Origin of the sequence: Intestinirhabdus alba, assembly GCF_009711095.1 — a bacterium.
In the GTDB taxonomy this organism is placed as follows: Bacteria; Pseudomonadota; Gammaproteobacteria; order Enterobacterales; family Enterobacteriaceae; genus Intestinirhabdus; species Intestinirhabdus alba.
Genome location: NZ_WMJZ01000007.1, coordinates 85,033 through 106,515 on the forward strand (window position 1 = coordinate 85,033; position 21,483 = coordinate 106,515).

The 21,483-nt window shown below is 58.3% G+C and carries 19 protein-coding genes; 11 read left to right on the top strand and 8 right to left on the bottom strand.

Going from position 1 to position 21,483, the window contains the following annotated elements:
- The first annotated feature begins 168 nt into the window (after window positions 1–168).
- The 3 genes from fdnG to fdnI are packed head-to-tail and all read left to right on the top strand — an operon-like array spanning window position 169 to window position 4,762.
- Complete coding sequence (gene fdnG / locus GJV78_RS07115) at window positions 169–3,216, top strand: formate dehydrogenase-N subunit alpha (RefSeq protein WP_155107751.1); 3,048 nt, start codon at window positions 169–171, stop codon at window positions 3,214–3,216.
- A 12-nt stretch (window positions 3,217–3,228) separates the two neighbouring features.
- Window positions 3,229–4,113, top strand: coding sequence for a formate dehydrogenase subunit beta (fdxH, locus tag GJV78_RS07120; protein ID WP_155107669.1), 885 nt, complete (start codon window positions 3,229–3,231; stop codon window positions 4,111–4,113).
- The gene (fdnI, locus tag GJV78_RS07125) at window positions 4,106–4,762 is read left to right on the top strand and encodes a formate dehydrogenase-N subunit gamma (RefSeq protein WP_155107670.1); all 657 of its coding nucleotides are present in this window, start codon (window positions 4,106–4,108) and stop codon (window positions 4,760–4,762) included. The genes fdxH and fdnI overlap by 8 nt, the downstream gene beginning before the upstream one ends.
- A 98-nt stretch (window positions 4,763–4,860) precedes the next feature.
- On the opposite strand, the gene GJV78_RS07130 is transcribed toward fdnI, so the two are convergent.
- The 3 genes from GJV78_RS07130 to bdm form a co-directional block, all read right to left on the bottom strand.
- Window positions 4,861–6,558: an NAD-dependent malic enzyme gene (locus GJV78_RS07130; RefSeq protein ID WP_155107671.1), complete on the bottom strand. Its 1,698-nt coding sequence runs from the start codon at window positions 6,556–6,558 to the stop codon at window positions 4,861–4,863.
- Window positions 6,559–6,732: 174 nt separating this feature from the next.
- Window positions 6,733–6,876: a stationary-phase-induced ribosome-associated protein gene (gene sra, locus GJV78_RS07135; protein ID WP_155107672.1), complete on the bottom strand. Its 144-nt coding sequence runs from the start codon at window positions 6,874–6,876 to the stop codon at window positions 6,733–6,735.
- Between the two features lie 91 nt (window positions 6,877–6,967).
- Window positions 6,968–7,183 carry a biofilm-dependent modulation protein gene (gene bdm, locus GJV78_RS07140; protein WP_155107673.1) on the bottom strand — a complete coding sequence of 72 codons (216 nt, stop codon included), beginning with the start codon at window positions 7,181–7,183 and terminating at the stop codon, window positions 6,968–6,970.
- A 320-nt stretch (window positions 7,184–7,503) separates the two neighbouring features.
- Here bdm and GJV78_RS07145 point away from each other — a divergent pair, with 320 nt between their 5' ends.
- From GJV78_RS07145 to GJV78_RS07165, 5 genes are all read left to right on the top strand, one after another.
- The gene (locus GJV78_RS07145) at window positions 7,504–7,941 is read left to right on the top strand and encodes an OsmC family protein (protein ID WP_155107674.1); all 438 of its coding nucleotides are present in this window, start codon (window positions 7,504–7,506) and stop codon (window positions 7,939–7,941) included.
- Between the two features lie 685 nt (window positions 7,942–8,626).
- Window positions 8,627–10,417, top strand: coding sequence for a malto-oligosyltrehalose trehalohydrolase (gene treZ, locus GJV78_RS07150; protein ID WP_155107675.1), 1,791 nt, complete (start codon window positions 8,627–8,629; stop codon window positions 10,415–10,417).
- Window positions 10,414–12,939, top strand: coding sequence for a malto-oligosyltrehalose synthase (gene treY, locus GJV78_RS07155; protein WP_155107676.1), 2,526 nt, complete (start codon window positions 10,414–10,416; stop codon window positions 12,937–12,939). Before treZ ends, treY begins: the two co-directional genes overlap by 4 nt.
- A 41-nt stretch (window positions 12,940–12,980) precedes the next feature.
- Window positions 12,981–15,056 (top strand): glycogen debranching protein GlgX, encoded by a 2,076-nt coding sequence (gene glgX / locus GJV78_RS07160; RefSeq protein ID WP_155107677.1) that lies wholly within the window; start codon window positions 12,981–12,983, stop codon window positions 15,054–15,056.
- A complete protein-coding gene (locus GJV78_RS07165; protein WP_155107678.1) occupies window positions 15,057–15,848 on the top strand; it encodes an OBAP family protein in 792 nt (263 codons plus the stop codon).
- Window positions 15,849–15,907: 59 nt separating this feature from the next.
- Here the strand turns inward: GJV78_RS07165 and GJV78_RS07170 are convergent, their stop codons facing one another.
- From GJV78_RS07170 to ycgZ, 3 genes are all read right to left on the bottom strand, one after another.
- Complete coding sequence (locus tag GJV78_RS07170) at window positions 15,908–16,174, bottom strand: biofilm development regulator YmgB/AriR family protein (RefSeq protein WP_155107679.1); 267 nt, start codon at window positions 16,172–16,174, stop codon at window positions 15,908–15,910.
- 70 nt (window positions 16,175–16,244) lie between these two features.
- Window positions 16,245–16,556 carry a hypothetical protein gene (locus GJV78_RS07175; protein ID WP_155107680.1) on the bottom strand — a complete coding sequence of 104 codons (312 nt, stop codon included), beginning with the start codon at window positions 16,554–16,556 and terminating at the stop codon, window positions 16,245–16,247.
- A gap of 56 nt (window positions 16,557–16,612) precedes the next feature.
- Complete coding sequence (ycgZ, locus tag GJV78_RS07180) at window positions 16,613–16,852, bottom strand: regulatory protein YcgZ (RefSeq protein ID WP_155107681.1); 240 nt, start codon at window positions 16,850–16,852, stop codon at window positions 16,613–16,615.
- 343 nt (window positions 16,853–17,195) lie between these two features.
- Between ycgZ and GJV78_RS07185 the strand changes: the two genes are divergently transcribed.
- Entirely contained in the window at window positions 17,196–18,416 is a 1,221-nt protein-coding gene (locus GJV78_RS07185; protein ID WP_155107682.1) for a diguanylate phosphodiesterase, read from the top strand.
- A gap of 141 nt (window positions 18,417–18,557) precedes the next feature.
- Entirely contained in the window at window positions 18,558–19,289 is a 732-nt protein-coding gene (locus GJV78_RS07190; RefSeq protein ID WP_155107683.1) for a MerR family transcriptional regulator, read from the top strand.
- 25 nt (window positions 19,290–19,314) lie between these two features.
- Here GJV78_RS07190 and GJV78_RS07195 read toward each other — a convergent pair whose 3' ends face one another.
- Both GJV78_RS07195 and GJV78_RS07200 read right to left on the bottom strand, forming a co-directional pair.
- A complete protein-coding gene (locus tag GJV78_RS07195) occupies window positions 19,315–19,737 on the bottom strand; it encodes a cupin domain-containing protein (RefSeq protein ID WP_155107684.1) in 423 nt (140 codons plus the stop codon).
- Window positions 19,738–19,774: 37 nt separating this feature from the next.
- Window positions 19,775–20,404, bottom strand: a complete 630-nt coding sequence (locus tag GJV78_RS07200; RefSeq protein WP_155107685.1) for a carboxymuconolactone decarboxylase family protein — start codon at window positions 20,402–20,404, stop codon at window positions 19,775–19,777.
- Window positions 20,405–20,517: 113 nt separating this feature from the next.
- On the opposite strand from GJV78_RS07200, the gene GJV78_RS07205 reads away from it, so the two are divergent.
- Window positions 20,518–21,462 carry a LysR family transcriptional regulator gene (locus GJV78_RS07205; RefSeq protein ID WP_209439234.1) on the top strand — a complete coding sequence of 315 codons (945 nt, stop codon included), beginning with the start codon at window positions 20,518–20,520 and terminating at the stop codon, window positions 21,460–21,462.
- The last annotated feature ends 21 nt before the right edge of the window (window positions 21,463–21,483 follow it).

Genomic DNA, 21,483 nt, shown 5'->3' on the forward strand with positions numbered 1-21,483 from the left:
CTGTTAGCTTCTCCCGAAGTTTATACACGTTATCCTTCAGGCTATCTCATCGTCGGCGACAAAGTAACCGCGATAAACCGCAGGCTCAGGCGGCGGGTTTTCCGGTTCGACGTCGCGAAGTTGCCCGAAGAATTTGGTGTAAGTTTCACTGGAAAAATGAGGAAAGCAATGGACGTCAGCCGCAGAAAATTTTTTAAAATCTGCGCGGGCGGTATGGCGGGGACAACGGTAGCAGCGCTGGGTTTCTCACCCAAAATGGCGCTGGCTCAGTCGCGAAACTATAAGCTGTTGCGCGCGAAAGAGATCCGTAACTCCTGCACATACTGTTCCGTAGGTTGCGGGCTATTAATGTATAGCCTGGGCGATGGAGCGATGAACGCCAAAGAAGCGATTTACCATATCGAAGGCGATCCGGATCATCCGGTAAGCCGCGGGGCGTTATGCCCGAAAGGCGCGGGCCTGCTGGACTACGTTCACAGTGAAAACCGTCTGCGCTACCCGGAATACCGCGCGCCAGGCTCCAACAAATGGCAGCGTATCAGCTGGAACGAAGCCTTTGACCGCATCGCGAAGCTGATGAAAGCCGACCGTGACGCCAATTTTATTGAAAAGAACGAGCAGGGCGTAACGGTAAACCGCTGGCTTTCCACCGGGATGCTGTGCGCCTCCGCAGCGAGTAATGAAACCGGTATGCTGACGCAAAAATTTGCGCGCTCCCTCGGCATGCTGGCGGTAGACAACCAGGCGCGCGTCTGACACGGACCAACGGTAGCAAGTCTTGCTCCAACATTTGGTCGCGGCGCGATGACCAACCACTGGGTTGATATTAAAAACGCTAACGTCGTGATGGTGATGGGCGGCAACGCCGCTGAGGCACATCCGGTGGGCTTCCGCTGGGCGATGGAAGCGAAAAATCATAATGACGCCACGCTGATTGTGGTCGATCCCCGCTTTACCCGTACGGCATCCGTGGCGGATATTTACGCGCCCATCCGTTCCGGTACGGACATTACGTTCCTGTCCGGCGTGCTGCGTTATCTGATCGAAAACAACAGGATCAACGCTGAGTACGTCAGGCATTACACCAACGCCGGCCTGCTGGTGCGGGATGACTTTACCTTTGAAGACGGCCTGTTCAGCGGCTACGACGCCGAAAAGCGCCAGTACGATAAGTCGTCCTGGAACTACCAGTTTGATGAAAACGGCCACGCGCTTCGCGATGACACTCTGACCCATCCGCGCTGCGTGTGGAACCTGCTGAAGCAGCACGTCTCCCGCTATACGCCGGAGGTGGTGGAAAACATCTGCGGCACCCCGAAGGCGGACTTTCTGAAGGTGTGTGAAGTGCTGGCCTCCACCAGCGCCGCGGACCGGACGACCACTTTCCTGTACGCGCTGGGCTGGACGCAGCATACCGTGGGGGCGCAGAACATCCGCACCATGGCGATGATCCAGCTGCTGCTGGGCAACATGGGGATGGCGGGCGGCGGCGTGAACGCCCTGCGCGGCCACTCTAATATCCAGGGCTTAACCGACCTGGGGCTGCTCTCCACCAGCCTGCCGGGCTACCTGACCCTGCCGTCGGAAAAACAGACCAGCCTGCAGAGCTGGCTTGCGGACAACACGCCGAAGGCGACGCTTCCTGACCAGGTGAACTACTGGAGCAACTATCCGAAGTTTGCCGTCAGCCTGATGAAGGCGTTCTACGGCGACGACGCGCGAAAAGAGAACGACTGGGGCTTTGACTGGCTGCCGAAGTGGGATCAGACCTACGACGTTATCAAATACTTCAACATGATGGATAGCGGGAAGGTGACCGGCTATATCTGTCAGGGCTTCAACCCGGTGGCGTCCTTCCCGGACAAAAACAAAGTGGTGCGCAGCCTGAGCAAGCTGAAGTATATGGTGGTTATCGATCCGCTGGTGACCGAGACCTCCACCTTCTGGCAGAACCACGGCGAGTCTAACGACGTCGATCCGGCCTCTATTCAGACCGAAGTGTTCCGCCTGCCGTCCACCTGCTTTGCGGAAGAGGATGGCTCCATCGCCAACTCCGGCCGCTGGCTGCAGTGGCACTGGAAGGGACAGGACGCGCCGGGCGAAGCGCGTAACGACGGGCAGATCCTGGCCGGGCTGTTCCACCGTCTGCGCGAGATGTATCGCACCGAAGGCGGGAAAGGCGCGGAGCCGCTGCTGAAAATGCGCTGGGACTACAAGCAGCCGAACCATCCGGAGTCCGAAGAGGTGGCCAAAGAGAACAACGGCTATGCGCTGGAAGATCTCTACGACGCCAACGGGAAGCTGATCGCGAAGAAAGGCCAGCTGCTGAGCAGCTTCGCCCAGCTGCGCGATGACGGCACCACCGCCTCCTCCTGCTGGATCTACACCGGCAGCTGGACGGAGCAGGGCAACCAGATGGCGAACCGCGATAACGCCGATCCGTCAGGGCTGGGCAATACGCTGGGCTGGGCGTGGGCATGGCCGCTGAACCGCCGCGTGCTTTACAACCGCGCCTCGGCGGATATCAACGGTAAACCGTGGGATCCGAAACGGATGTTGATCCAGTGGGACGGCAAGAAGTGGACGGGGAACGACATCCCGGACTTCAACACCGCCGCGCCGGGCAGCAAAACCGGGCCGTTCATCATGCAGCCGGAAGGGCTGGGTCGCCTGTTCGCTCTCAACAAGCTGGCGGAAGGGCCGTTCCCGGAGCACTACGAGCCGATGGAAACGCCGCTGGGCACTAACCCGCTGCACCCGAACGTTATCTCCAGTCCGGTGGTGCGTCTGTATGAAGAAGACGCCGTGCGGATGGGTAAGAAGGAGCAGTTCCCGTATGTGGGAACCACCTATCGCCTGACCGAGCACTTCCACACCTGGACCAAGCACGCGAAGCTCAACGCCATCGCGCAGCCGGAGCAGTTTGTGGAAATCAGCGAGACGCTGGCCGCCGCGAAGAACATCGCCAACGGCGATCGCGTCACGGTAAGCAGCAAACGCGGCTTTATTCGCGCGGTCGCGGTGGTCACGCGCCGTCTGCGGACGCTGCACGTCAACGGTCAGCAGGTGGAAACCATCGGGATCCCGCTGCACTGGGGCTATGAAGGCGTGGCGCGCAAAGGCTATATCGCCAATACCCTGACGCCAAACGTCGGTGATTCCAACTCGCAAACGCCGGAATATAAAGCGTTTTTAGTTAACATCGAGAAGGCGTAAGGGGGCCACTATATGTCTTTGGAAACGCAGGACATCATCAAAAGGTCCGCAACTAACGCCATCACGCCGGCTCCGCGGGCGCGTGATCACAAAGCCGAGGTCGCCAAGCTTATCGACGTCTCCACCTGCGTGGGCTGTAAAGCCTGCCAGGTGGCCTGCTCGGAGTGGAACGACATTCGTGACGAAGTGGGGCACTGCGTCGGGGTGTATGATAACCCCGCCGACCTGACCGCTAAATCATGGACGGTGATGCGCTTTAGCGAAGTCGAACAGAACGACAAGCTGGAGTGGCTGATCCGCAAAGACGGCTGTATGCACTGTGAAGATCCGGGCTGCCTGAAGGCGTGCCCGTCCGCCGGAGCGATTATCCAGTACGCCAACGGGATCGTTGACTTTCAGTCAGAGCACTGCATCGGCTGCGGCTACTGCATCGCCGGGTGTCCGTTTAATATTCCGCGCCTCAATCCAGAGGATAACCGGGTCTATAAATGCACCCTCTGTGTCGATCGCGTCAGCGTCGGCCAGGAACCGGCCTGCGTCAAAACCTGCCCGACCGGTGCCATCCATTTCGGCAGCAAGACGGAGATGCTGGAGCTGGGCGAGCAGCGGGTTAAAAAGCTCAAAGCGCGCGGTTACGAGCACGCCGGAGTGTACAACCCGCAGGGCGTCGGCGGCACCCACGTGATGTATGTACTGCATCACGCGGACCAGCCGGAGCTGTATCACGGGCTGCCGAACGAGCCGAAGATCGATACCTCAATCAATCTGTGGAAGGGCGCGCTGAAGCCGCTCGCCGCTGCCGGCTTTATCGCCACCTTCGCCGGTCTGATTTACCACTACATCGGCGTAGGCCCGAACAAGGAGGTCAGCGATGACGAGGAGGAGCATCATGAGTAAATCGAAAATGATTGTGCGCACGAAGTTTGTCGACCGCGCCTGTCACTGGACGGTAGCCATCTGTTTCTTCCTGGTGGCGCTGTCGGGGATTTCGTTTTTCTTTCCGACGTTGCAGTGGTTAACGCAGACCTTCGGTACGCCGCAGATGGGGCGCATTCTGCACCCGTTCTTCGGCGTGGTGATCTTTATCGCGCTGGTGGTGATGTTCTTCCGCTTCGTGCACCACAACATCCCGGATAAGAAAGATATTCCGTGGCTGCTCAACATTGTTGAGGTGCTGAAGGGCAACGAGCATAAGGTCGCCGACGTTGGCAAATACAACGCCGGGCAGAAGATGATGTTCTGGAGCATCATGAGCATGATGTTTGTGCTGCTGGTGACCGGGGTGATTATCTGGCGTCCCTACTTCGCGCAGTTCTTCCCGATGCAGGTGGTGCGCTACAGCCTGCTGATCCACGCGGCGGCCGGCATTATCCTGATGCACGCCATCCTGATCCATATGTATATGGCATTTTGGGTCAAAGGCTCGATCAAAGGGATGGTTGAAGGGAAGGTGAGCCGTCGCTGGGCGGCGAAGCACCACCCGCGCTGGTATCGTAAGCTTGAGAAGCTTGAAGCAAAACAAGAGAGCGAGGAAGGACTCCGCTAATCCTGGCCATCGCAGACAAAAGGCGCTACTTCGGTAGCGCCTTTTTTATTGCGTGGAGAGCGGCTGGTGAAAACGGCCCGACATCGCCGTGCCGCAGGTCAGATAGAGGTGCGGCGGTAATCGCGATACTCGGCTTTCCAGAAGTTGTCGTCAATGGCCTGCTGCAGCGCCTCGGCGGAGGTTTTCACCGCCACGCCCTGCTGCTGCGCCATCTTACCGACCGCAAAGGCGATAGCGCGGGAGACGGTCTGGATATCCTTCAGCTCCGGCAGCACCAGCCCGCTGCCGTTGAGCACCAGCGGCGAATAGTGCGCCAGGGTTTCGCTGGCGGCCATCAGCATTTCATCGGTAATGCGCGATGCGGCGGTGGCGATCACCCCAAGGCCGATGCCGGGAAAGATATAGGCGTTATTACACTGGGCGATGGGATAGACGGTATCTTTCCAGACCACCGGGGCAAACGGGCTGCCGGTGGCGACCAGCGCATTGCCCTCGGTCCAGGTGATGATATCCTGCGGCGTCGCCTCTACCCGGGAGGTTGGGTTGGAGAGCGGCATCACGATCGGCCGCGGGCAGTGCTTGTGCATCTCGCGGATAATCTCTTCAGTGAACAGCCCCGCCTGGCCGGAGACGCCGATCAAAATATCCGGCTTCACGTTGCGCACCACGTCCAGCAGCGACAGCGCTTCGCTGTGGGTATCCCAGTGCTGCAGATGCTCGCGCTTCTGCACCAGCTTTGTCTGGAAGGAGAGCAGGTTCGGCATCCCGTCGGTCAGCAGGCCGAAACGATCGACCATGAAGACCTTCTGCCGCGCGGCCTCGTCCGTTAGCCCTTCCCGACAGGTCTGGGCGATGATCTGCTCGGCAATGCCACAGCCGGCGGAGCCTGCGCCCAGGAAGACGATCTTCTGCTCGCTCAGCTGGCTGCCCGCGGCGCGGCTGGCGGCGATCAGCGTGCCGACGGTTACCGCGGCCGTGCCCTGAATATCATCATTAAAGCAGCAAATTTCATCGCGATAGCGGTTCAGCAGCGGCATCGCGTTTTTCTGCGCGAAGTCCTCAAACTGCAGCAGCACGTCCGGCCAGCGCTGGCGGACCGCCTGAATAAACTCATCGACAAACGCATAATACTCGTCGTCGGTAATGCGCGGGTTGCGCCAGCCCATATACAGCGGATCGTTAAGCAACTGCTGGTTGTTGGTGCCGACGTCAAGCACTACCGGCAGGGTGTAGGCGGGGCTGATGCCTCCGCAGGCGGTGTACAGCGACAGCTTGCCGATGGGAATGCCCATGCCGCCGATACCCTGGTCGCCCAGGCCCAGGATACGTTCGCCGTCGGTCACCACGATCACTTTGATATTGTGATTGGGCACGTTCTGCAGGATGTCGTCCATGTTGTGCCGGTTCGGATAAGAGATAAAGACCCCGCGCGCCCGGCGATAAATCTCGGAGAAGTGCTCGCAGGCCGCGCCCACCGTCGGGGTGTAGATAACCGGCATCATCTCATCAAGATGATTTTGCACCAGCCGGTAGAAGAGGGTTTCGTTAGTGTCCTGAATATTGCGCAGATAGATATGCTTATCAATTTCGGTTTTAAAACCCTGATACTGGATCCAGGCGCGCTCCGCCTGTTCTTCAATTGATTCCACCACCTCCGGCAGCAGTCCCAGCAGGTTGAAGTTACGCCGCTCCTCCATACTAAAGGCGCTGCCTTTGTTCAACAGGGGGAACTCCAGCAGTACCGGGCCAGCGTAGGGGATATAAAGGGAACGCTGTTTTTTAGATTTGGTTTCCATGTCACTCGCTCTTTTTTGAATGTCCGCCCCTGGCACTGACTTATCATCGCGCTTTGCCGTTCCGCCAGGGCGTCGGACAGAGAGTATAAAGCATTGGGACGCGCCCGCAGAACTGTATAAACAAAAACACCATCGCAGTTGCGATGGTGTTTATCGTCACGGTGCGGCGGGCAATCAGCGGCCGCTATCCTGCCGGCGCTTTCTGCCGGTCGGGTGGTTAACCACGGTGGCGTTATCGCCTTCGGTGACCACTTTGCGCTGGTTGGAGATCTTATGATCCAGCCCAAGCAGATGACGGGCCTGACGGTTCGATTTCATGTTTACTCCTCAATCCTGTTGCTGGTTTTAAGGACAAATTCGCGGGTGCGAAAGAAACGTAACCCCTTAGGTTGCCGTTATAGCTTAGCACTTACAGGGAAGCGTGTTGACCGCTGACCACATAGTTAATGGTCTGCTGATAGATGTCGCTGAGGATATCATTGTCGGAAGCCTCAACCCATTTGGTCAGCTCCATTAAAATGTCATCTTCGGTGACAACGCCTAATTCTGCCCGCAATCCCTGTTCAATCGCATGTACCAGCGCCGGCTGCGCCGTTGATGACATTGCTGAATAATAAGTAAACATCGTAACCTCCTTGACGGTGTATTAAAAATACAACTCATAAAACATAAAATTTAAAGCGTATTCAGCATGGCAAATATTTTATGCACTGTAGTTCAGAAAACTCCTGGAACATTTAAAAACATTAAAGTAATAAGCTGACACGCCAGTAAATCCTCTGCAGAAAATAAATGGTGTTAACAATATAAAATATTTACCAGGACTATCCTGAATTCATTTTACCCGTAGCGCCGGTTTGCTGACAAAAGCAGACATGTCCTGAATACGCCCGGCCGGTTAAAGATGAACTATACTTGCCTTTTTTAGCCAACAGGAGAGCAATAATGACAATCCATAAAAAAGGTCAGGCACACTGGGAAGGTGATATTAAACGCGGTAAAGGCACGGTTTCCACCGAGAGCGGCGCACTGAGTCAGCAACCCTACGGCTTTAATACCCGCTTTGAGGGCGAGAAGGGCACCAACCCGGAAGAGCTGATCGGCGCGGCGCACGCCGCCTGCTTCTCAATGGCGCTGTCGCTGATGCTGGGCGAGGCCGGCTTTACGCCGGAGGCGATCGACACCACCGCTGACGTTTCGCTGGATAAGGTGGACGCCGGTTTTGCCATTACCCGTATCGCGTTGCGCAGCGAGGTGAAAGTGCCGAATATCGATGCCGTCACCTTCGATGGAATTATTCAGAAGGCGAAGGCCGGCTGCCCGGTTTCACAGCTGCTGAAAGCGGAAATCAGCCTCGATTATCAGCTCAACGGCGCGCAGTAAGACTGTGGAGAATGCCGCCGGGCATTCTCCGCTTACCGCAATCGCGCACTTCCCGGACGTATATTGCCTTATCAGCCGCTCAAATAACTCCCCGCCGCCGGTCATAAACCGAAAAAAGGATAAAGCCTCTCTCTGGAATTGTTGACGTCAGGAAGCAATAACGCGATACACCGTTTTTCATTAATAAACGCAGGGTTATTAGCGCCCGCTATTTCCCGGATTATTCTCAATAAACGCTGTCGGTCAACCGACGCAACGGTGAAATTAATCTCAGGACTATAAAGTGGGGCAACCGGATCGGCGTCTGTTTATAAACAGATTTATCAATGGGTCAGGTGTTATTAATACTATTAACGCCGGAACATAACAGGGCGTAAGCGATGAAACGTCATATTATCTCTCTTTTTTAATAACAGGCGCTGCCGGTGCAGCAGATTAAGCCGGGGCAAGTCCCAGGCCGGTTCCGCCAGCGTCCGCCGCCGGCAAAGGCCAACTCAATCTTCTGTTACAAATCTGCCCCTTCTTTAAACGACGCCGGACGGCCAGCGGCGCACCGCGAAACGTGACGCTGTCACTTCATTTTTTCCAGGCTGGTCTATGCTTGTTACTGCGTGCGCCGCGTACAGCGGCATTTTATCCGGGTAACTGCACCCCGGGGATGCAGTCAGAAAAAAGGGCGACAGTAATGAGTTCAAAATCCTTTTGTAAAAGCTGGGGAAGTGAATTTGTAGCCAAAGACGTCGTTCGCTTTCGCGTATGGGCGACAGGTCATGAAAAGATAACCCTCATCCTTGCGGGGGAAAGGTACGCCATGCACGCCGCGGGCAACGGCTGGTTTGAGCGCGAAGTTTCCGGCGTTACGCCAGGAGCGGAATATCAGTATCTGCCCGACGACGGCCCCGCGTTGCCCGATCCGGCATCGCGGGCGCAGGTGGGCGACGTCAACGGCCCATCGCGGGTGATCGATCCCACCGCCTATCGCTGGCAAAACGCGCAATGGCAGGGGTGCCGCTGGGAGGAAGCGGTTTTCTACGAGCTGCATATCGGCACCTTCACCCCGGAGGGCACCTTCCGGGCGGCAATCGCAAAATTGCCCTATCTGGCCGAGCTTGGCGTGACGCTTATCGAACTGATGCCGGTCTCCCAGGCCGGCGGCAACCGCGGCTGGGGCTACGACGGCGTGCTGCTTTATGCTCCCCACGCCGCCTGGGGCACCCCGGACGATCTGAAGGCCTTTATCGACGCCGCCCACGGCTACGGCCTGTCGGTAGTGCTCGACATTGTGCTTAACCACTTTGGTCCCGAGGGCAACTATCTGCCGCAGCTGTCGCCGGATTTCTTTCATAAGGAAGAGATGACGCCCTGGGGCAACGGCATCGCCTGGGACGAGGACGCCGTGCGTCGCTACATGAGCGAAGCCCCCCTTTACTGGCTGCAGGAGTACAACTTTGACGGGCTGCGCTTCGACGCTATCGACCATATTCAGGATACGACCGAAAAGTCTATTCTTCTGGAGATCGCCGAACGGATCCGCGCGGAAATTAGCGACCGGCCCATTCATCTGACTACCGAAGACGGACGCAACATAATTTTCCTCCACCCGCGCACGGCGGACGGCGGCATTCCGCTGTTCAGCGGCGAATGGAACGATGATTTCCATAACGCGGTCCACGTGATGGCCACCGGAGAAACCCAGGGCTATTACATCGACTATGCCGACCAGCCGGAAAAACACGTTGCCAGAGCCATGAGCGAGGGCTTCGCCTGGCAGGGTGAATTTTCACCCTTTAGCGGCAGGCCGCGAGGGGAAAGAAGCGCAGGCCAGCCGCCCACGGCCTTTGTCGATTTTATTCAGAACCATGACCAGGTGGGCAACCGGGCGCAGGGAGAACGACTGATCCGCCTTGCCGGAGCGGACAAGACCCGGGTGCTGCTCGCCGCGCTGCTGCTGTCGCCGCATATTCCGCTGCTGTTTATGGGCGAAGAGTACGGCGAAACCGCACCGTTTTTTTTCTTTACTGATTTTCACGGCGAGCTGGCGCAGGCGGTGCGCGAAGGCCGGGCGAAAGAGTTTTCCGGGCACGCCGGCCACGGAGAGGAGGACGTTCCCGATCCCAACGCGCCTGACACCTTCAACCGTTCAAAGCTCGACTGGAAGAAGCTGCAAAGCGAAGAGGGGAAGGCGTTTCTGGCCTTTACCCGCGAGCTGCTGCTCAAGCGACGCAAACACATTGTGCCGCTGCTGGCCGATGCGCCGGGGGAGTGCGGCAGGGTGCTGCAAACCGCACCGGGCCTGGTGGCGGTAAGCTGGCGCTTTCCGAAAGGTACGCTGTCGCTGGCATTTAATATCGGCGATACCGAAGTGCCGCTGCCGGAAATGCCGGGCAGAACCCTGTTTGCCTGGCCCGGTGAACGCCACAATCTTCCCCGTAACGCCATTGTGGTTCGCCTTGCGCAGGGAGAGAACTCGCGATGATCCCGTTATCCACCTATCGTATTCAGTTCCGCAACGGCATGACCTTTGACCGCGCCGCTGCCCTGATCCCCTATATTAAGGCGCTCGGCGTCAGCCATCTGTACGCTTCGCCCATTTTTACCGCCACCCGCGGCTCCACCCACGGCTATGACGTCACTAACGCCAACCAGCTCGATCCGACCCTCGGCGGCCGGGAGGGCTTTGATCGGCTGGTCCAGGCGCTGAAAAGCGCAGGGCTTGGACTGATCCTTGATATCGTGCCGAACCACATGGCCAGCTCGCTGGAGAATCCCTGGTGGCGGGACGTGCTGGAATATGGCGAAAAAAGCCGCTATGCCCGCCACTTCGATATCGACTGGTCACAGCGTCTGACGCTGCCGTTTCTCGGCGACAGCTTTGAGGCAGCGCTGGAAAAAGGCGATATTACCGTCGCGGCAGATCCGCAGACCGGCAGGCCCGCCCTCAGATATTACGATAGCGACTACCCGCTGACACCGGACAGCTGGCAGGGACGCGAAGCAGAGATCCTCGCCCTGCGCGATAAGCGCGCCATTGCCGAACTGCATGAGCGTCAGCCGTGGCGGCTGATATCCTGGCGGGAGGCACCGCGCGCGCTCTCCTGGCGCCGCTTTTTTGAGGTGACCGGACTGGTGGGCGTGCGCGTGGAGGACGACGCGGTGTTTGACGACAGCCACCGTCTGATCCTTGAACTGGTCAGAAGCGGCGCGGTGGATGGCCTGCGGGTGGACCACGTCGACGGGCTGGCCGATCCGCACGCCTACCTTGAACGGCTGCGGCGCGAAGCGGGTCCCGACTGCTATATCGTCGTGGAGAAGATCCTCGGTAAGGGCGAACAGCTGCCCGCCGACTGGCCGGTTTCCGGCACCACCGGCTATGAGTTTATCGCTTCGCTTGCTGAAGTGCTGGTGGACGACGAGAAGATCGGCGAGCTGCGCAGCGCCTGGGAGGAGATGGTCGGCAGCACGGTAGATATGCGCGATGAGCTGCGGGCCGCCAGGCTGCTGATGGTGGAGCGCAACTTCGAGGGCGAATTTAACCGGCTGCTGGGGCTGGCGCAGGCCATTGCCCGCAGCGAAGGCAGCGCAGCGGAAGAGGCGAGCCTGCGGCTGGCGCTGCGCGAACTGCTGATCGCCTTTCCCGTCTATCGCACCTACGGCACGGCGGCGGGAATGAGGCCATCGGATGTTCGCCTGCTGCAGCGCGTGGCGGAGAGCGTGCGCGGGCTGCCGGCCCCCCCTGAACCGCGGGCGCTGGCGTTTATTCTGGCTATTCTGCAGGGCGATACCGCCAGTAAAGCGTCGGCCAGCGAATTCCGCACCCGTTTCCAGCAGTTAACCGGGCCGCTGATGGCCAAGTCGGTGGAAGATACGCTGTTTTTCCGCCAGAACATGGGGCTGGCGCTGAATGAAGTGGGGGCTGAACCGGTGCCACAACCCTTTTCTCGGGACCGCTTTCACCAGGAGATGCAGAACCGGCTTATCCGCCAGCCGGATGCGCTCTCCGGCACCTCAACTCACGACACCAAGCGCGGGGAGGACGCCCGTGCCCGCCTGTATACCCTGACCGAAGCGCCGGAGCGCTGGGCCGACTGCGTGGACCGCTGGCGACAGCTGAATCAGACCCACGTCAGATTTCTTAATGACGGCACCGCGCCGAAAGCGGCAGATACCTGGATGCTCTACCAGGCGCTGGCCGGCGTCTGGCCAACCACCCTGCGGCCGCAGGATGCCGAAGGCGTTAAGGCGCTGGAGAGGCGCTTTTTAATCTTTGTCGAAAAGGCGCTGCGGGAGGCGAAGCTGCGCACCGACTGGGTGGATAACAACGAGGCTTACGAAACGGCGGTTCTTGACTACGCCCGGCATATGCTGGCCCATGATAACGGCGACTTTTTGCAGGATTTTTACGCCGCGCTGCAGCCCTTTATTCGCGCCGGGCTGTTTAACAGTCTGACCCAGACGGTTATTAAGCTCACCGCGCCGGGGGTGCCGGACATCTATCAGGGCAGCGAGGCGCTGAACTTTAGCCTGGTGGATCCCGACAACCGGCGGGAGCCTGACTTCGCCGCGCTGGCGCGCCGGCTTGCCGCAAGCGACGCCAGCGTGTTCACCCACGAAGTCGCCTGGCTGAACGGACAGGTGAACCTGTTTGTGACCACCACGCTTCTGCACCTGCGTCAGCAAAGCCCGCGCCTGTTCCGTGGGGGAGACTACCTGCCGCTGACCGCCAGCGGCGAGCGGCAGAGTAACGTCATCGCTTATGCCAGAGCCACCGACGACGAGGCGTTGATCGTCATTGCGCCCCGGCTGGTCTTTGGACACCTTGACGACGCGCAGCGCGGCAAGCTGTGGCGGCAGACCGCCGTCGCGCTGCCTGAGCGGCTGGCCGGACGCCGCTATCGCGACCTGTTCAGCGGGGAGACGCTGGAGGTCAGCGACGCTCTGATGCTGGATACGTTGCCCGGACAGGCGTCGCCTGGCGTATTACATGAAGTGCGGGAATAGCCCATTACCTCACGTTTTCTATATCTGTTGGAGAAAGCACAATGCCAAAAGGTCGCTCATTTGCTATCAGGCCGGGCAACGGCCATCTGCTCGGCGCTAATTACGACGGCAGCGGCGTTAACTTCGCTATTTTTTCCGCCCACGCCGAGCGCGTGGAGCTGTGTCTGTACGATCCGAGCGGCCAGACGGAGATTGCCCGTCTGGATCTGCCGGAGTTTACCCATGAGGTCTGGCACGGCTACGTTCCTGGCCTGGAGCCAGGTGCGCTCTACGGCTATCGGGTGCACGGGCCGTTCGATCCGGAAAACGGCCACCGCTTTAACCCGAACAAACTGCTGGTCGACCCTTACGCCCGGGAGCTGGTGGGTGACATTCAGTGGAACGAGGCCCATTTTGCCTACGATCTGTACCATGACGATAAGGATCTCACCTTCGACGAGCGCGACAGCGCGCCGTTTACGCCGAAGTGCCGGGTGATCGATCCCAATGAGTTCGACTGGCAGGACCAGAATCGCCCCGACATCGCCTGGCCGGACGCCATTATTTATGAAACCCACGTGAAGGGATTTACCCAGCTGAATCCGGCCATTCCGCAGCCGCTGCGCGGCACCTTCGAGGGGATGGGGCACAAGGCCACCGTGGAGTACATCAAAAGTCTTGGCGTCACCTCCGTAGAACTTCTGCCGGTACACTGGTTTCCGGACGATCAGCATCTGCTGGACAGGGGGCTGAAGAATTTCTGGGGCTATAACACCCTTGGCTTTTTCGCCCCCGCCAGCCACTACTATGGCATGAAGGGCATCCAGGGGTTCCGCGATATGGTGCGGGCGTTCCACGACGCGGGCATCGAGGTGATCCTCGACGTGGTCTACAACCACACCGCTGAGGGCAACGAGCTTGGCCCGACGCTGTCATTTAAAGGTATCGACAACTTCTCCTATTACCGCACCATGCCGGACCAGCACCGCTACTACATTAACGACACCGGCACCGGGAATACGCTTAATACCTCACATCCGCGGGTGCTGCAGATGGTGATGGACTCGCTGCGCTACTGGGCGGAAGCCATGCATATCGACGGATTCCGTTTCGATCTTGGCACCATTCTCGGCCGCGAGCCGGAGGGGTTCGACCAGCGCGGCGGCTTCTTTGACGCCATGATGCAGGACCCGGTGCTGTCGAAGCTGAAGCTGATCGGTGAACCCTGGGATATTGGCCCCGGCGGCTATCAGGTGGGCGGCTTCCCGCCGGGCTGGGGCGAGTGGAACGACAAATACCGCGATACGGTGCGGGAGTACTGGAAGGGCGACAACGTCGCCACCGACTTTGCCGCGCGCATTCTCGGCTCCGGCGATCTCTACGACACGCGCGGCCGCCGCCCGTGGGCCAGCGTTAACTTTATCACCGCTCATGATGGCTTCACCCTGAACGACCTGGTGTCGTACAACGAGAAGCATAACGAGGCCAATGGTGAAGATAATAACGATGGCCATAACGATAACCGCTCCTTTAACTACGGTGCCGAAGGGCCAACCGACGATGAAAGCATTAACGCGGTGCGCGAGTGCCAGAAGCGAAACTTCCTGGCCACGCTGCTCTTCTCTCACGGAACGCCGATGCTGCTGGCAGGGGATGAGTTTGGCCGCAGCCAGATGGGCAACAACAATGGCTACTGCCAGGACAGCGATATTTCGTGGGTGCACTGGGAAAACCTGCCGGAAAGCGCGGAGGCGCTGCGCCAGTTTACCCGCCATCTTATCGCTCTGCGCAAACAGCAGCCGCTGCTGCGGCGGGAGAGCTGGCGCGACGGAACGATCGTCAAATGGTTTAACGCCGGCGGCGGGCTGCAGCAGTCCGATCAGTGGGACGAGGGGGCGACCATCGGGCTGTATATCAGCCGTCCGGATCTGCAGCAGGAAGAGGGCGTCTGGCACGACGCGCTGCTGCTGCTCAATCCCTTCGAGGGCAGCGTGCCGTTTCGCATTCCGCAGCACGGCGAAGGAGGCTGGGTGCTGGAGCTGAACACCGCCGATCCTGAGCAGCACGGGCTGACCATCGAGGAAGAAACCGACTTCACCCTCGCCGGACGCAGCATTGCGCTGTTCAGGAGGCCGTAGATGAGGCGTCTGACGCTCGCGCTGGTCGCGGCCCTTACCCTCAGCGCCTGCGGGGCCAATAATTCGCCGCCCCAGGCACCGATCCCCGGCCAGAAAACCTCCGCCGGGCTGAAAACGCTGGAAGCCGGGGCCACGCTGATACAATCTCGTCCACCGGTGGAGGCGATCAGCACTTACCTGGACGGCTTTCATTTTTACAGCGGCGATAAAAATGGTCAGATGGAGGCACATCACTATGTGACGGTGCTGAACGAGGAGGTGATGCAGGCGGTCATTTATGACGGCAACACGAAGGATGCACGACTGATGGGCGTGGAATACATCATCAGCGAGCGCCTGTTTAACGCGCTGCCGCCGGAGGAAAAAAAACTCTGGCACAGCCATCAGTATGAGGTGAAATCCGGCAGCCTGGTTGCGCCGGGCCTGCCGGCTGCGGCGGATAAAGCGCTGATGAGCCGTATCGTCAATACCTACGGCAAAACCTGGCATACATGGCATACCGATCGCGATAAAACGCTGCCGCTGGGCATCCCGGCGCTGATGATGGGCTTCACCGGCGAAGGGCAGCTCGATCCCACGCTGCTGGCGGAGCGGGACCGGCGGATGGATATTGATACCCCGGCCGTCAAACGCCAGCGTGAGGATCTCCCGGCGCACCCGGTCCTGCCGGGTGCAAATGCCTGGGAGCGGGGCGAGGTGATTCAGCTGCGGCGGGTTAACGGCTCCGGTGAGCACGGACGCGGCGATACCGGGCACTTCACCGGGGCGGAGCAGGTAAGGGGAAAAGAGTAAATACAGCGCGATGGCCAGGCGTTACGCCCGGCCATCGTCAAATGGTGAGAAAAGCGAGGTCAGAGATCGTCCATGGTGTAGCCTACAACAATTTCCAGCGTCTTGCGGATCACATCAGCGGTGACCACATCGTCGGTACTCTCCAGCGCGCCAATCAACCAGAGAATAATCGCCTTATTATTAATATGCCCTTCAGAGGCGAGGATGCTGCCGATGGCAGATTCCAGTAACGCCGACTCTTCGGCCAGCCTGTCTCCGGCACGGCGGAAATATTCAGACATCGCGGCGTTGGGGAGTGCGGCATAAATATCAGGCTGTTTAAGCATAACTTGACTCATGAGCTGTCACCGTAAATAAGTTAAAAAGGGCTGTGAGTTAATAAATAGCTGCGTGTAGTCAGTGCATTTTTTTGGCGCTTTGCGACCGGCGTTCGCCGAACAGCTGCAGCACATTATCTTTACGTTCTTTCTCGTTATCCCTGCCATGCTGTGGGCCGCTGGCCTTGTTGCCGCGGGCGAGTCCCTGATTTATTTCAGCGATAACGTGCTTAATGACTTCCCGCCTCCCGGGATCGCTCTCCGTCGCGGCCATATTCCCCAGCGCGGCGATCAGCGCACGCTTGCTAATCGGCCCGCGTCCCTTCAGGAGGGAGAGGACAGCCTCGCCGATAATTTCATCTGACAGTCGCTCGATTTCACTTCTGTTCATAACTGCATCTCTGGTTGCCGCATGCCCCAGGAACCGGCAGGCGGCGCGAACGTCCGTTATCGTTCAAATAACAGGCCGATCAGCGTGTGATAATGGTTTTCCTCCTCTGGCCCGGCTGCTTGTTCAAGTCGGCTCAGCAATTTTGTACACAGCGATTTCCTGTTCAGGCTTTTTCCATCGGTGAGGATCTCAACCACGATTTGACCCAGCGTCTCCTGCTGGGTCGGTAGGGTAGCTTTATTGAAGTACTGGGCAATGGCATTAGCTGAATCTGAAATATAGCTGTTGTGATGCATTGGTGGCTCCCGTTTGTTTCAATAATTTATTAAATTGCCGAGCAAGTTATACAAAGTTAGAAAAACTGTACATAGAAAGGTTAAGTTTTGATGGGTTATTTTTTAGCTTTATGTGCTAACTGAATCTATTCAATAACATAAAAATCACATTTTACCGCTTTCAGACTGACCTGGTTGTACAGTTTTCGTCGCAAACGTTGTACGGCAGCTCCCGAAACTGCCGGTTTCCCCGCCGCACGAAAACAGCGTGTAAATTTAATGTTAATAAATATAAGGTTTTACGCGACGCAAACCGACGCTTCTGGTAGGGTAGGCGTTCATCCCTCCTGTTACTGGAAAAATCATGCTCACAACCCTCATCTACCGTAGTCATATCTGCGACAACGTCTCTTTCTCGTCGCTGGAAATGATGGTAGCGGCTGCCAGTCTTAAGAATGAGCAGGCCAGCGTCACCGGCATTCTGTTGTTTAACGGCAAGCACTTCTTTCAACTGCTGGAAGGACCAGAGGAGAGCGTTTTTCAGATATATCAGGCCATCTGCAGCGATCGTCGCCACTATAACCTGGTTGAACTGATGCGCGATTATGCCCCGGCTCGCCGCTTCGGTAAGGCGGGAATGGAACTTTTTGACCTCAGAGAACATGACAGGGAAGAGGTGCTGCAGACCGTGCTCGATAAAGGCACCACCCGCTACCAGCTGACCTATAACGATCGCGCGCTGCAGTTTTTCCGTACCTTCATGCAGGCCACAGAGCAGGAGAATTACTTTGAAATTCCGCCGGCCGGCACCTGGGAGTTTATTGCCGACGGCGACGCCATCGCGCCGGAAACCCTCGCCCCCGGACCGGAGTCCGACTGCAGTTTCGCCTTTCAGCCTATTGTGGACCCCTTCGCCAGAGAGGTGGTCTCGCTGGAGGCGCTGCTGCGTACGGCCGCAGGCGAATCGCCCCAGATGTGGTTTGCCGGACTTTGCGGAAACGAAGTCTATGAGGCAGATTTACGAAGCAAACAGACCGCCTTTGCCATGGCGGGAGCGCTGAATCTGAACGGCCGCAGGCTGTCCGTTAATCTGCTGCCGATGACGCTGGTGAATATTCCGGGAGCGGTCGATACACTGCTGCGGGAGATCGCCGCCAACGGTCTGGTGCCGGAGCAGATCACCGTAGAGTTCACCGAAAGCGAAGTCATTTCGCGATTCGACGCCTTTGCTGGTGCCGTTCGCCAGCTGAAAAGCGCCGGCATCAGCGTGGCCATCGACCATTTCGGCGCGGGCTTTGCGGGCCTGCTGCTGCTGGCACAGTTTCAGCCTGACAGAATTAAAATCAACCGCGAGCTGGTGGCCGACGTGCATAAAAGCGGCCCGCGACAGGCCATTATTCAGGCCATCGTCAAGTGCTGCTCCTCGCTGGAAATCGCCATTTCCGCGGTTGGGGTCGAGAAGGCCGAAGAGTGGATGTGGCTGGAGTCGGCCGGGATAACCCAGTTTCAGGGCCAACTGTTCGCCAGCCCCTGCCTGGGCGGCATTTCCCCCATCGCCTGGCCGGAAAAGAAAACCGAATTTTAACTTAATCTGCCCCCCGACAGCCGGTCGCTGAGAACGATGCAATAAGGAGGCGTTAATTGTACAGCAGAAAATTATTTGTACAATGCGGCTGATTTTGGTTAGGTTATACAGGGAAACGGTGTCTTCATCAGGAGGGACATTATGGCTTTTTACAGCATCGGCGAGGTTGCCGAACGATGCGGGATTAATCCGGTCACTCTGCGCGCCTGGCAAAGGCGCTATGGTTTATTAAAGCCCCAGCGCAGTGAAGGGGGCCATCGACAGTTTGATGAAGATGACATTAAGCGCATCGAAGAGATACAGCGCTGGATAAAAAGCGGCGTGCCGGTGGGCAAAGTGAAGGCGCTGCTGGAGAATGTGCAGCAGGCCGGACACGACGGTTGGCTGACGCTGCAGGAAGAGATGATGGCGCTGCTGCGCCGCGTCAAACCTGACGGCCTGCGCCGGTGGCTGCGCGGCGTCGCAGGTAACCATCCCGTCGACGCCGTCATCGATCGGATTATTGTTCCCGTTCGCCAGCGCCTTAACCTTGACCAGAACACCGCGCGCATTATGTCCAGCCTGCTTGACGGCGTGCTGATTGATTACGCAACCCTCGCCATGCACGCCGTACGCGAAAGTACCGAAAAAGAAGCGCTGTTAATCGGCTGGGATATCCACGATCGTACGCGGCTGTGGCTGGAGGGATGGCGGCTGTCGCAGCAGGAGTGGAATATTCATATTCTGGCGGAGCCGCTGGAATCTCCGCGCCCTGAGCTGTTTCCCGGCCAGCAAATCTTTGTCTGGACCGGGCACGCCCCGACCCGGCGTCAGCAGGAACAGCTGGAGCACTGGCGCGATCAGGGTTATCCGCTGATCCTGCACGGGCAGTAAACCCGGAAAGACGCGCTTTCTCTCTTTATTCCGCGCCGCCGCGCGCCAGTCTGCCGTACGCTTCATCAGTGACTGGTTCCAGCCATTCAGTGCCGGCCCCCGCTGCCGGAACCTCAACGGCAATATGCGCAAACCAGCTGTCGGCGGTGGCTCCGTGCCAGTGTTTGGTTTCGGCGGCAATATGCACCACGTCGCCGGCGCTCAGCCGCCGGGGCGGCTGATTCCACTCCTGATACCAGCCGTGGCCGCCGGTCACCAGCAGGATCTGCCCGCCCTTATGATGAATATGCCAGTCGTTGCGGCAGCCTGGCTCAAACACCACGTTGCCGATTTTCACGCCCTCAGTGGAGAGCATCGTCAGGTAGCTTGTGCCCTGAAAATAGCGCGCGTAGGCCTTATTGATTTCCCCACGAGGAAAAATACCATTACCATCAAAGCGTTCATTCAATTTTTGATCCTTATCCGGAGATGTCCGGAAGGGGGCTTCAGGAAAGAGATTCATCCAGTACGGCTGCGGCATTGTCGGCGACAGCGGCACCACACGTTAGCCCCAGCCGGGCAATGAAAGCGCGCAGCTGCGCGCGGGTCAGCCCCGTATTCATACACATGGCATAGTGACTTTTAAGCTGACCGTTGACGCCTCCGAGGGCCGCCAGGGCAGAGATTGTCGCCAGCTCGCGGCTCTGCCAGTCCAGAACATCGCGCTGAAAGATATCGCCGAACAGATGTGACTTCAGGAAGCGATCGATCGCCGGTGCGAACTCAAACAACGGCCCGGTCACCGGTTTGCCAACCAGCCGGGTCTGGTTATCAGCTCCGGTCTGGAGACTCTCCATAGCCTCCGGCAGCGGCGAGGCGTCTCGTCCGATTTCATCTTCAATTCCGTTCAGTCGCCGCTGCGCGAGGATCGCCATCAGCGCGCCAAGAGCGTTCAGGCTGCGGGGAAAGCCGGCATAGGCGTACAGCTGTACCAGGATTTCTTTGACTTCATTTACTGTCATACCAGCGTCAAGCGCTTCATTCAGCGCGCCGTTCAACTTTTCTGTCTCTCCGCTGGCGGTAAAAGCAGCAACAGGAATTATCGCCAGCTGCTTTTTGTTCAGTGTGTCTTGCATGGAATTTACCTTTAGTCAGGAGCGTGAATTGTCTGCAGAAGAGTGTAGGCGACAGGGGATTAAATGATAAGATGCGCAAATTGACATACACTTGTGCAAAAAATTCACCAGTTATGCTGAAAGAGAAATTAAACGATCTGCAGGCTTTTGTCGTCGTCGCCAGGGAACGCAGCTTTACCCGCGCGGCGGCGCAGCTTGGCGTTTCCCGTTCGGCTCTGAGCCACACGCTGCTGGGGCTGGAGGAGCGGCTGGGCGTCAGGCTGCTGATCCGCACCACCCGGAGCGTCTCGCCAACCGAAGCCGGCAACCGTCTGTTGACCGTACTCGGCCCGCGCCTGGAGGAGATCGCCTCTGAGCTAACCTCGCTGCGCGCGTCCCGGAATAAGCCAGTGGGCACCGTGCGGATCACCGCCAACGATCACGCTATTGTGACCGTTCTCTGGCCCCGTCTCCATCCTTTGCTGTTGGAGTGTCCGGACATCAATATTGAGTTCAGCGTCGGCTATGAGCTGACCGACATTGCCGCGCAGCAGTTTGACGCCGGGGTGCGGATGGGCGATCGGGTGGATAACGATATGATTGCCGTGCGCCTGACCCCGGATGTTACGATGGCGGCAGTGGCTTCGCCAGGCTATCTGGTTAACCGCCCGTCAATCGTGAAGCCGGACGATCTGCTGGCGCACAACTGTATAAACCTGCGCCTGCAGACTCACGGTGCGCTCTATGCCTGGGAATTTGAGAAAGACGGGCAGGCGAGGGAGGTTTGGGTTAAGGGGCAGACCACCTTTAATAACACCTTTCTGATGATTCAGGCCGCGCTGGACGACGCGGGCATCGCCTATGTGCCGCTTGATCTGGTGGCAAAACATATTGCTTCCGGCGCGTTAGTGCAGGTTCTGATCGACTGGAGCCCGCGTTTTCCGGGATATTTTCTCTATTATCCCGACAGACGGCATCTGCCCGCAGCGTTTGAGCGGGTACTGGATGCGCTGCGCTGGAGCAATCAGCCGGACGCTGGGGGGAAGGGGAGTAAGTCCCTCGCAGGGCGGACAACGTGACGGTGCCACCGGTTGTAATGA

What these genes read in the sequence shown, in the direction of transcription:
- fdxH (WP_155107669.1), top strand. Translation starts at nt 3,229, where the DNA reads ATGTCTTTGGAAACGCAGGACATCATCAAAAGGTCCGCAACTAACGCC.
- fdnI (WP_155107670.1), top strand. Translation starts at nt 4,106, where the DNA reads ATGAGTAAATCGAAAATGATTGTGCGCACGAAGTTTGTCGACCGCGCC.
- GJV78_RS07130 (WP_155107671.1), bottom strand. Translation starts at nt 6,558, where the DNA reads ATGGAAACCAAATCTAAAAAACAGCGTTCCCTTTATATCCCCTACGCT.
- sra (WP_155107672.1), bottom strand. Translation starts at nt 6,876, where the DNA reads ATGAAATCGAACCGTCAGGCCCGTCATCTGCTTGGGCTGGATCATAAG.
- bdm (WP_155107673.1), bottom strand. Translation starts at nt 7,183, where the DNA reads ATGTTTACTTATTATTCAGCAATGTCATCAACGGCGCAGCCGGCGCTG.
- GJV78_RS07145 (WP_155107674.1), top strand. Translation starts at nt 7,504, where the DNA reads ATGACAATCCATAAAAAAGGTCAGGCACACTGGGAAGGTGATATTAAA.
- treZ (WP_155107675.1), top strand. Translation starts at nt 8,627, where the DNA reads ATGAGTTCAAAATCCTTTTGTAAAAGCTGGGGAAGTGAATTTGTAGCC.
- treY (WP_155107676.1), top strand. Translation starts at nt 10,414, where the DNA reads ATGATCCCGTTATCCACCTATCGTATTCAGTTCCGCAACGGCATGACC.
- glgX (WP_155107677.1), top strand. Translation starts at nt 12,981, where the DNA reads ATGCCAAAAGGTCGCTCATTTGCTATCAGGCCGGGCAACGGCCATCTG.
- GJV78_RS07165 (WP_155107678.1), top strand. Translation starts at nt 15,057, where the DNA reads ATGAGGCGTCTGACGCTCGCGCTGGTCGCGGCCCTTACCCTCAGCGCC.
- GJV78_RS07170 (WP_155107679.1), bottom strand. Translation starts at nt 16,174, where the DNA reads ATGCTTAAACAGCCTGATATTTATGCCGCACTCCCCAACGCCGCGATG.
- GJV78_RS07175 (WP_155107680.1), bottom strand. Translation starts at nt 16,556, where the DNA reads ATGAACAGAAGTGAAATCGAGCGACTGTCAGATGAAATTATCGGCGAG.
- ycgZ (WP_155107681.1), bottom strand. Translation starts at nt 16,852, where the DNA reads ATGCATCACAACAGCTATATTTCAGATTCAGCTAATGCCATTGCCCAG.
- GJV78_RS07185 (WP_155107682.1), top strand. Translation starts at nt 17,196, where the DNA reads ATGCTCACAACCCTCATCTACCGTAGTCATATCTGCGACAACGTCTCT.
- GJV78_RS07190 (WP_155107683.1), top strand. Translation starts at nt 18,558, where the DNA reads ATGGCTTTTTACAGCATCGGCGAGGTTGCCGAACGATGCGGGATTAAT.
- GJV78_RS07200 (WP_155107685.1), bottom strand. Translation starts at nt 20,404, where the DNA reads ATGCAAGACACACTGAACAAAAAGCAGCTGGCGATAATTCCTGTTGCT.
- GJV78_RS07205 (WP_209439234.1), top strand. Translation starts at nt 20,518, where the DNA reads ATGCTGAAAGAGAAATTAAACGATCTGCAGGCTTTTGTCGTCGTCGCC.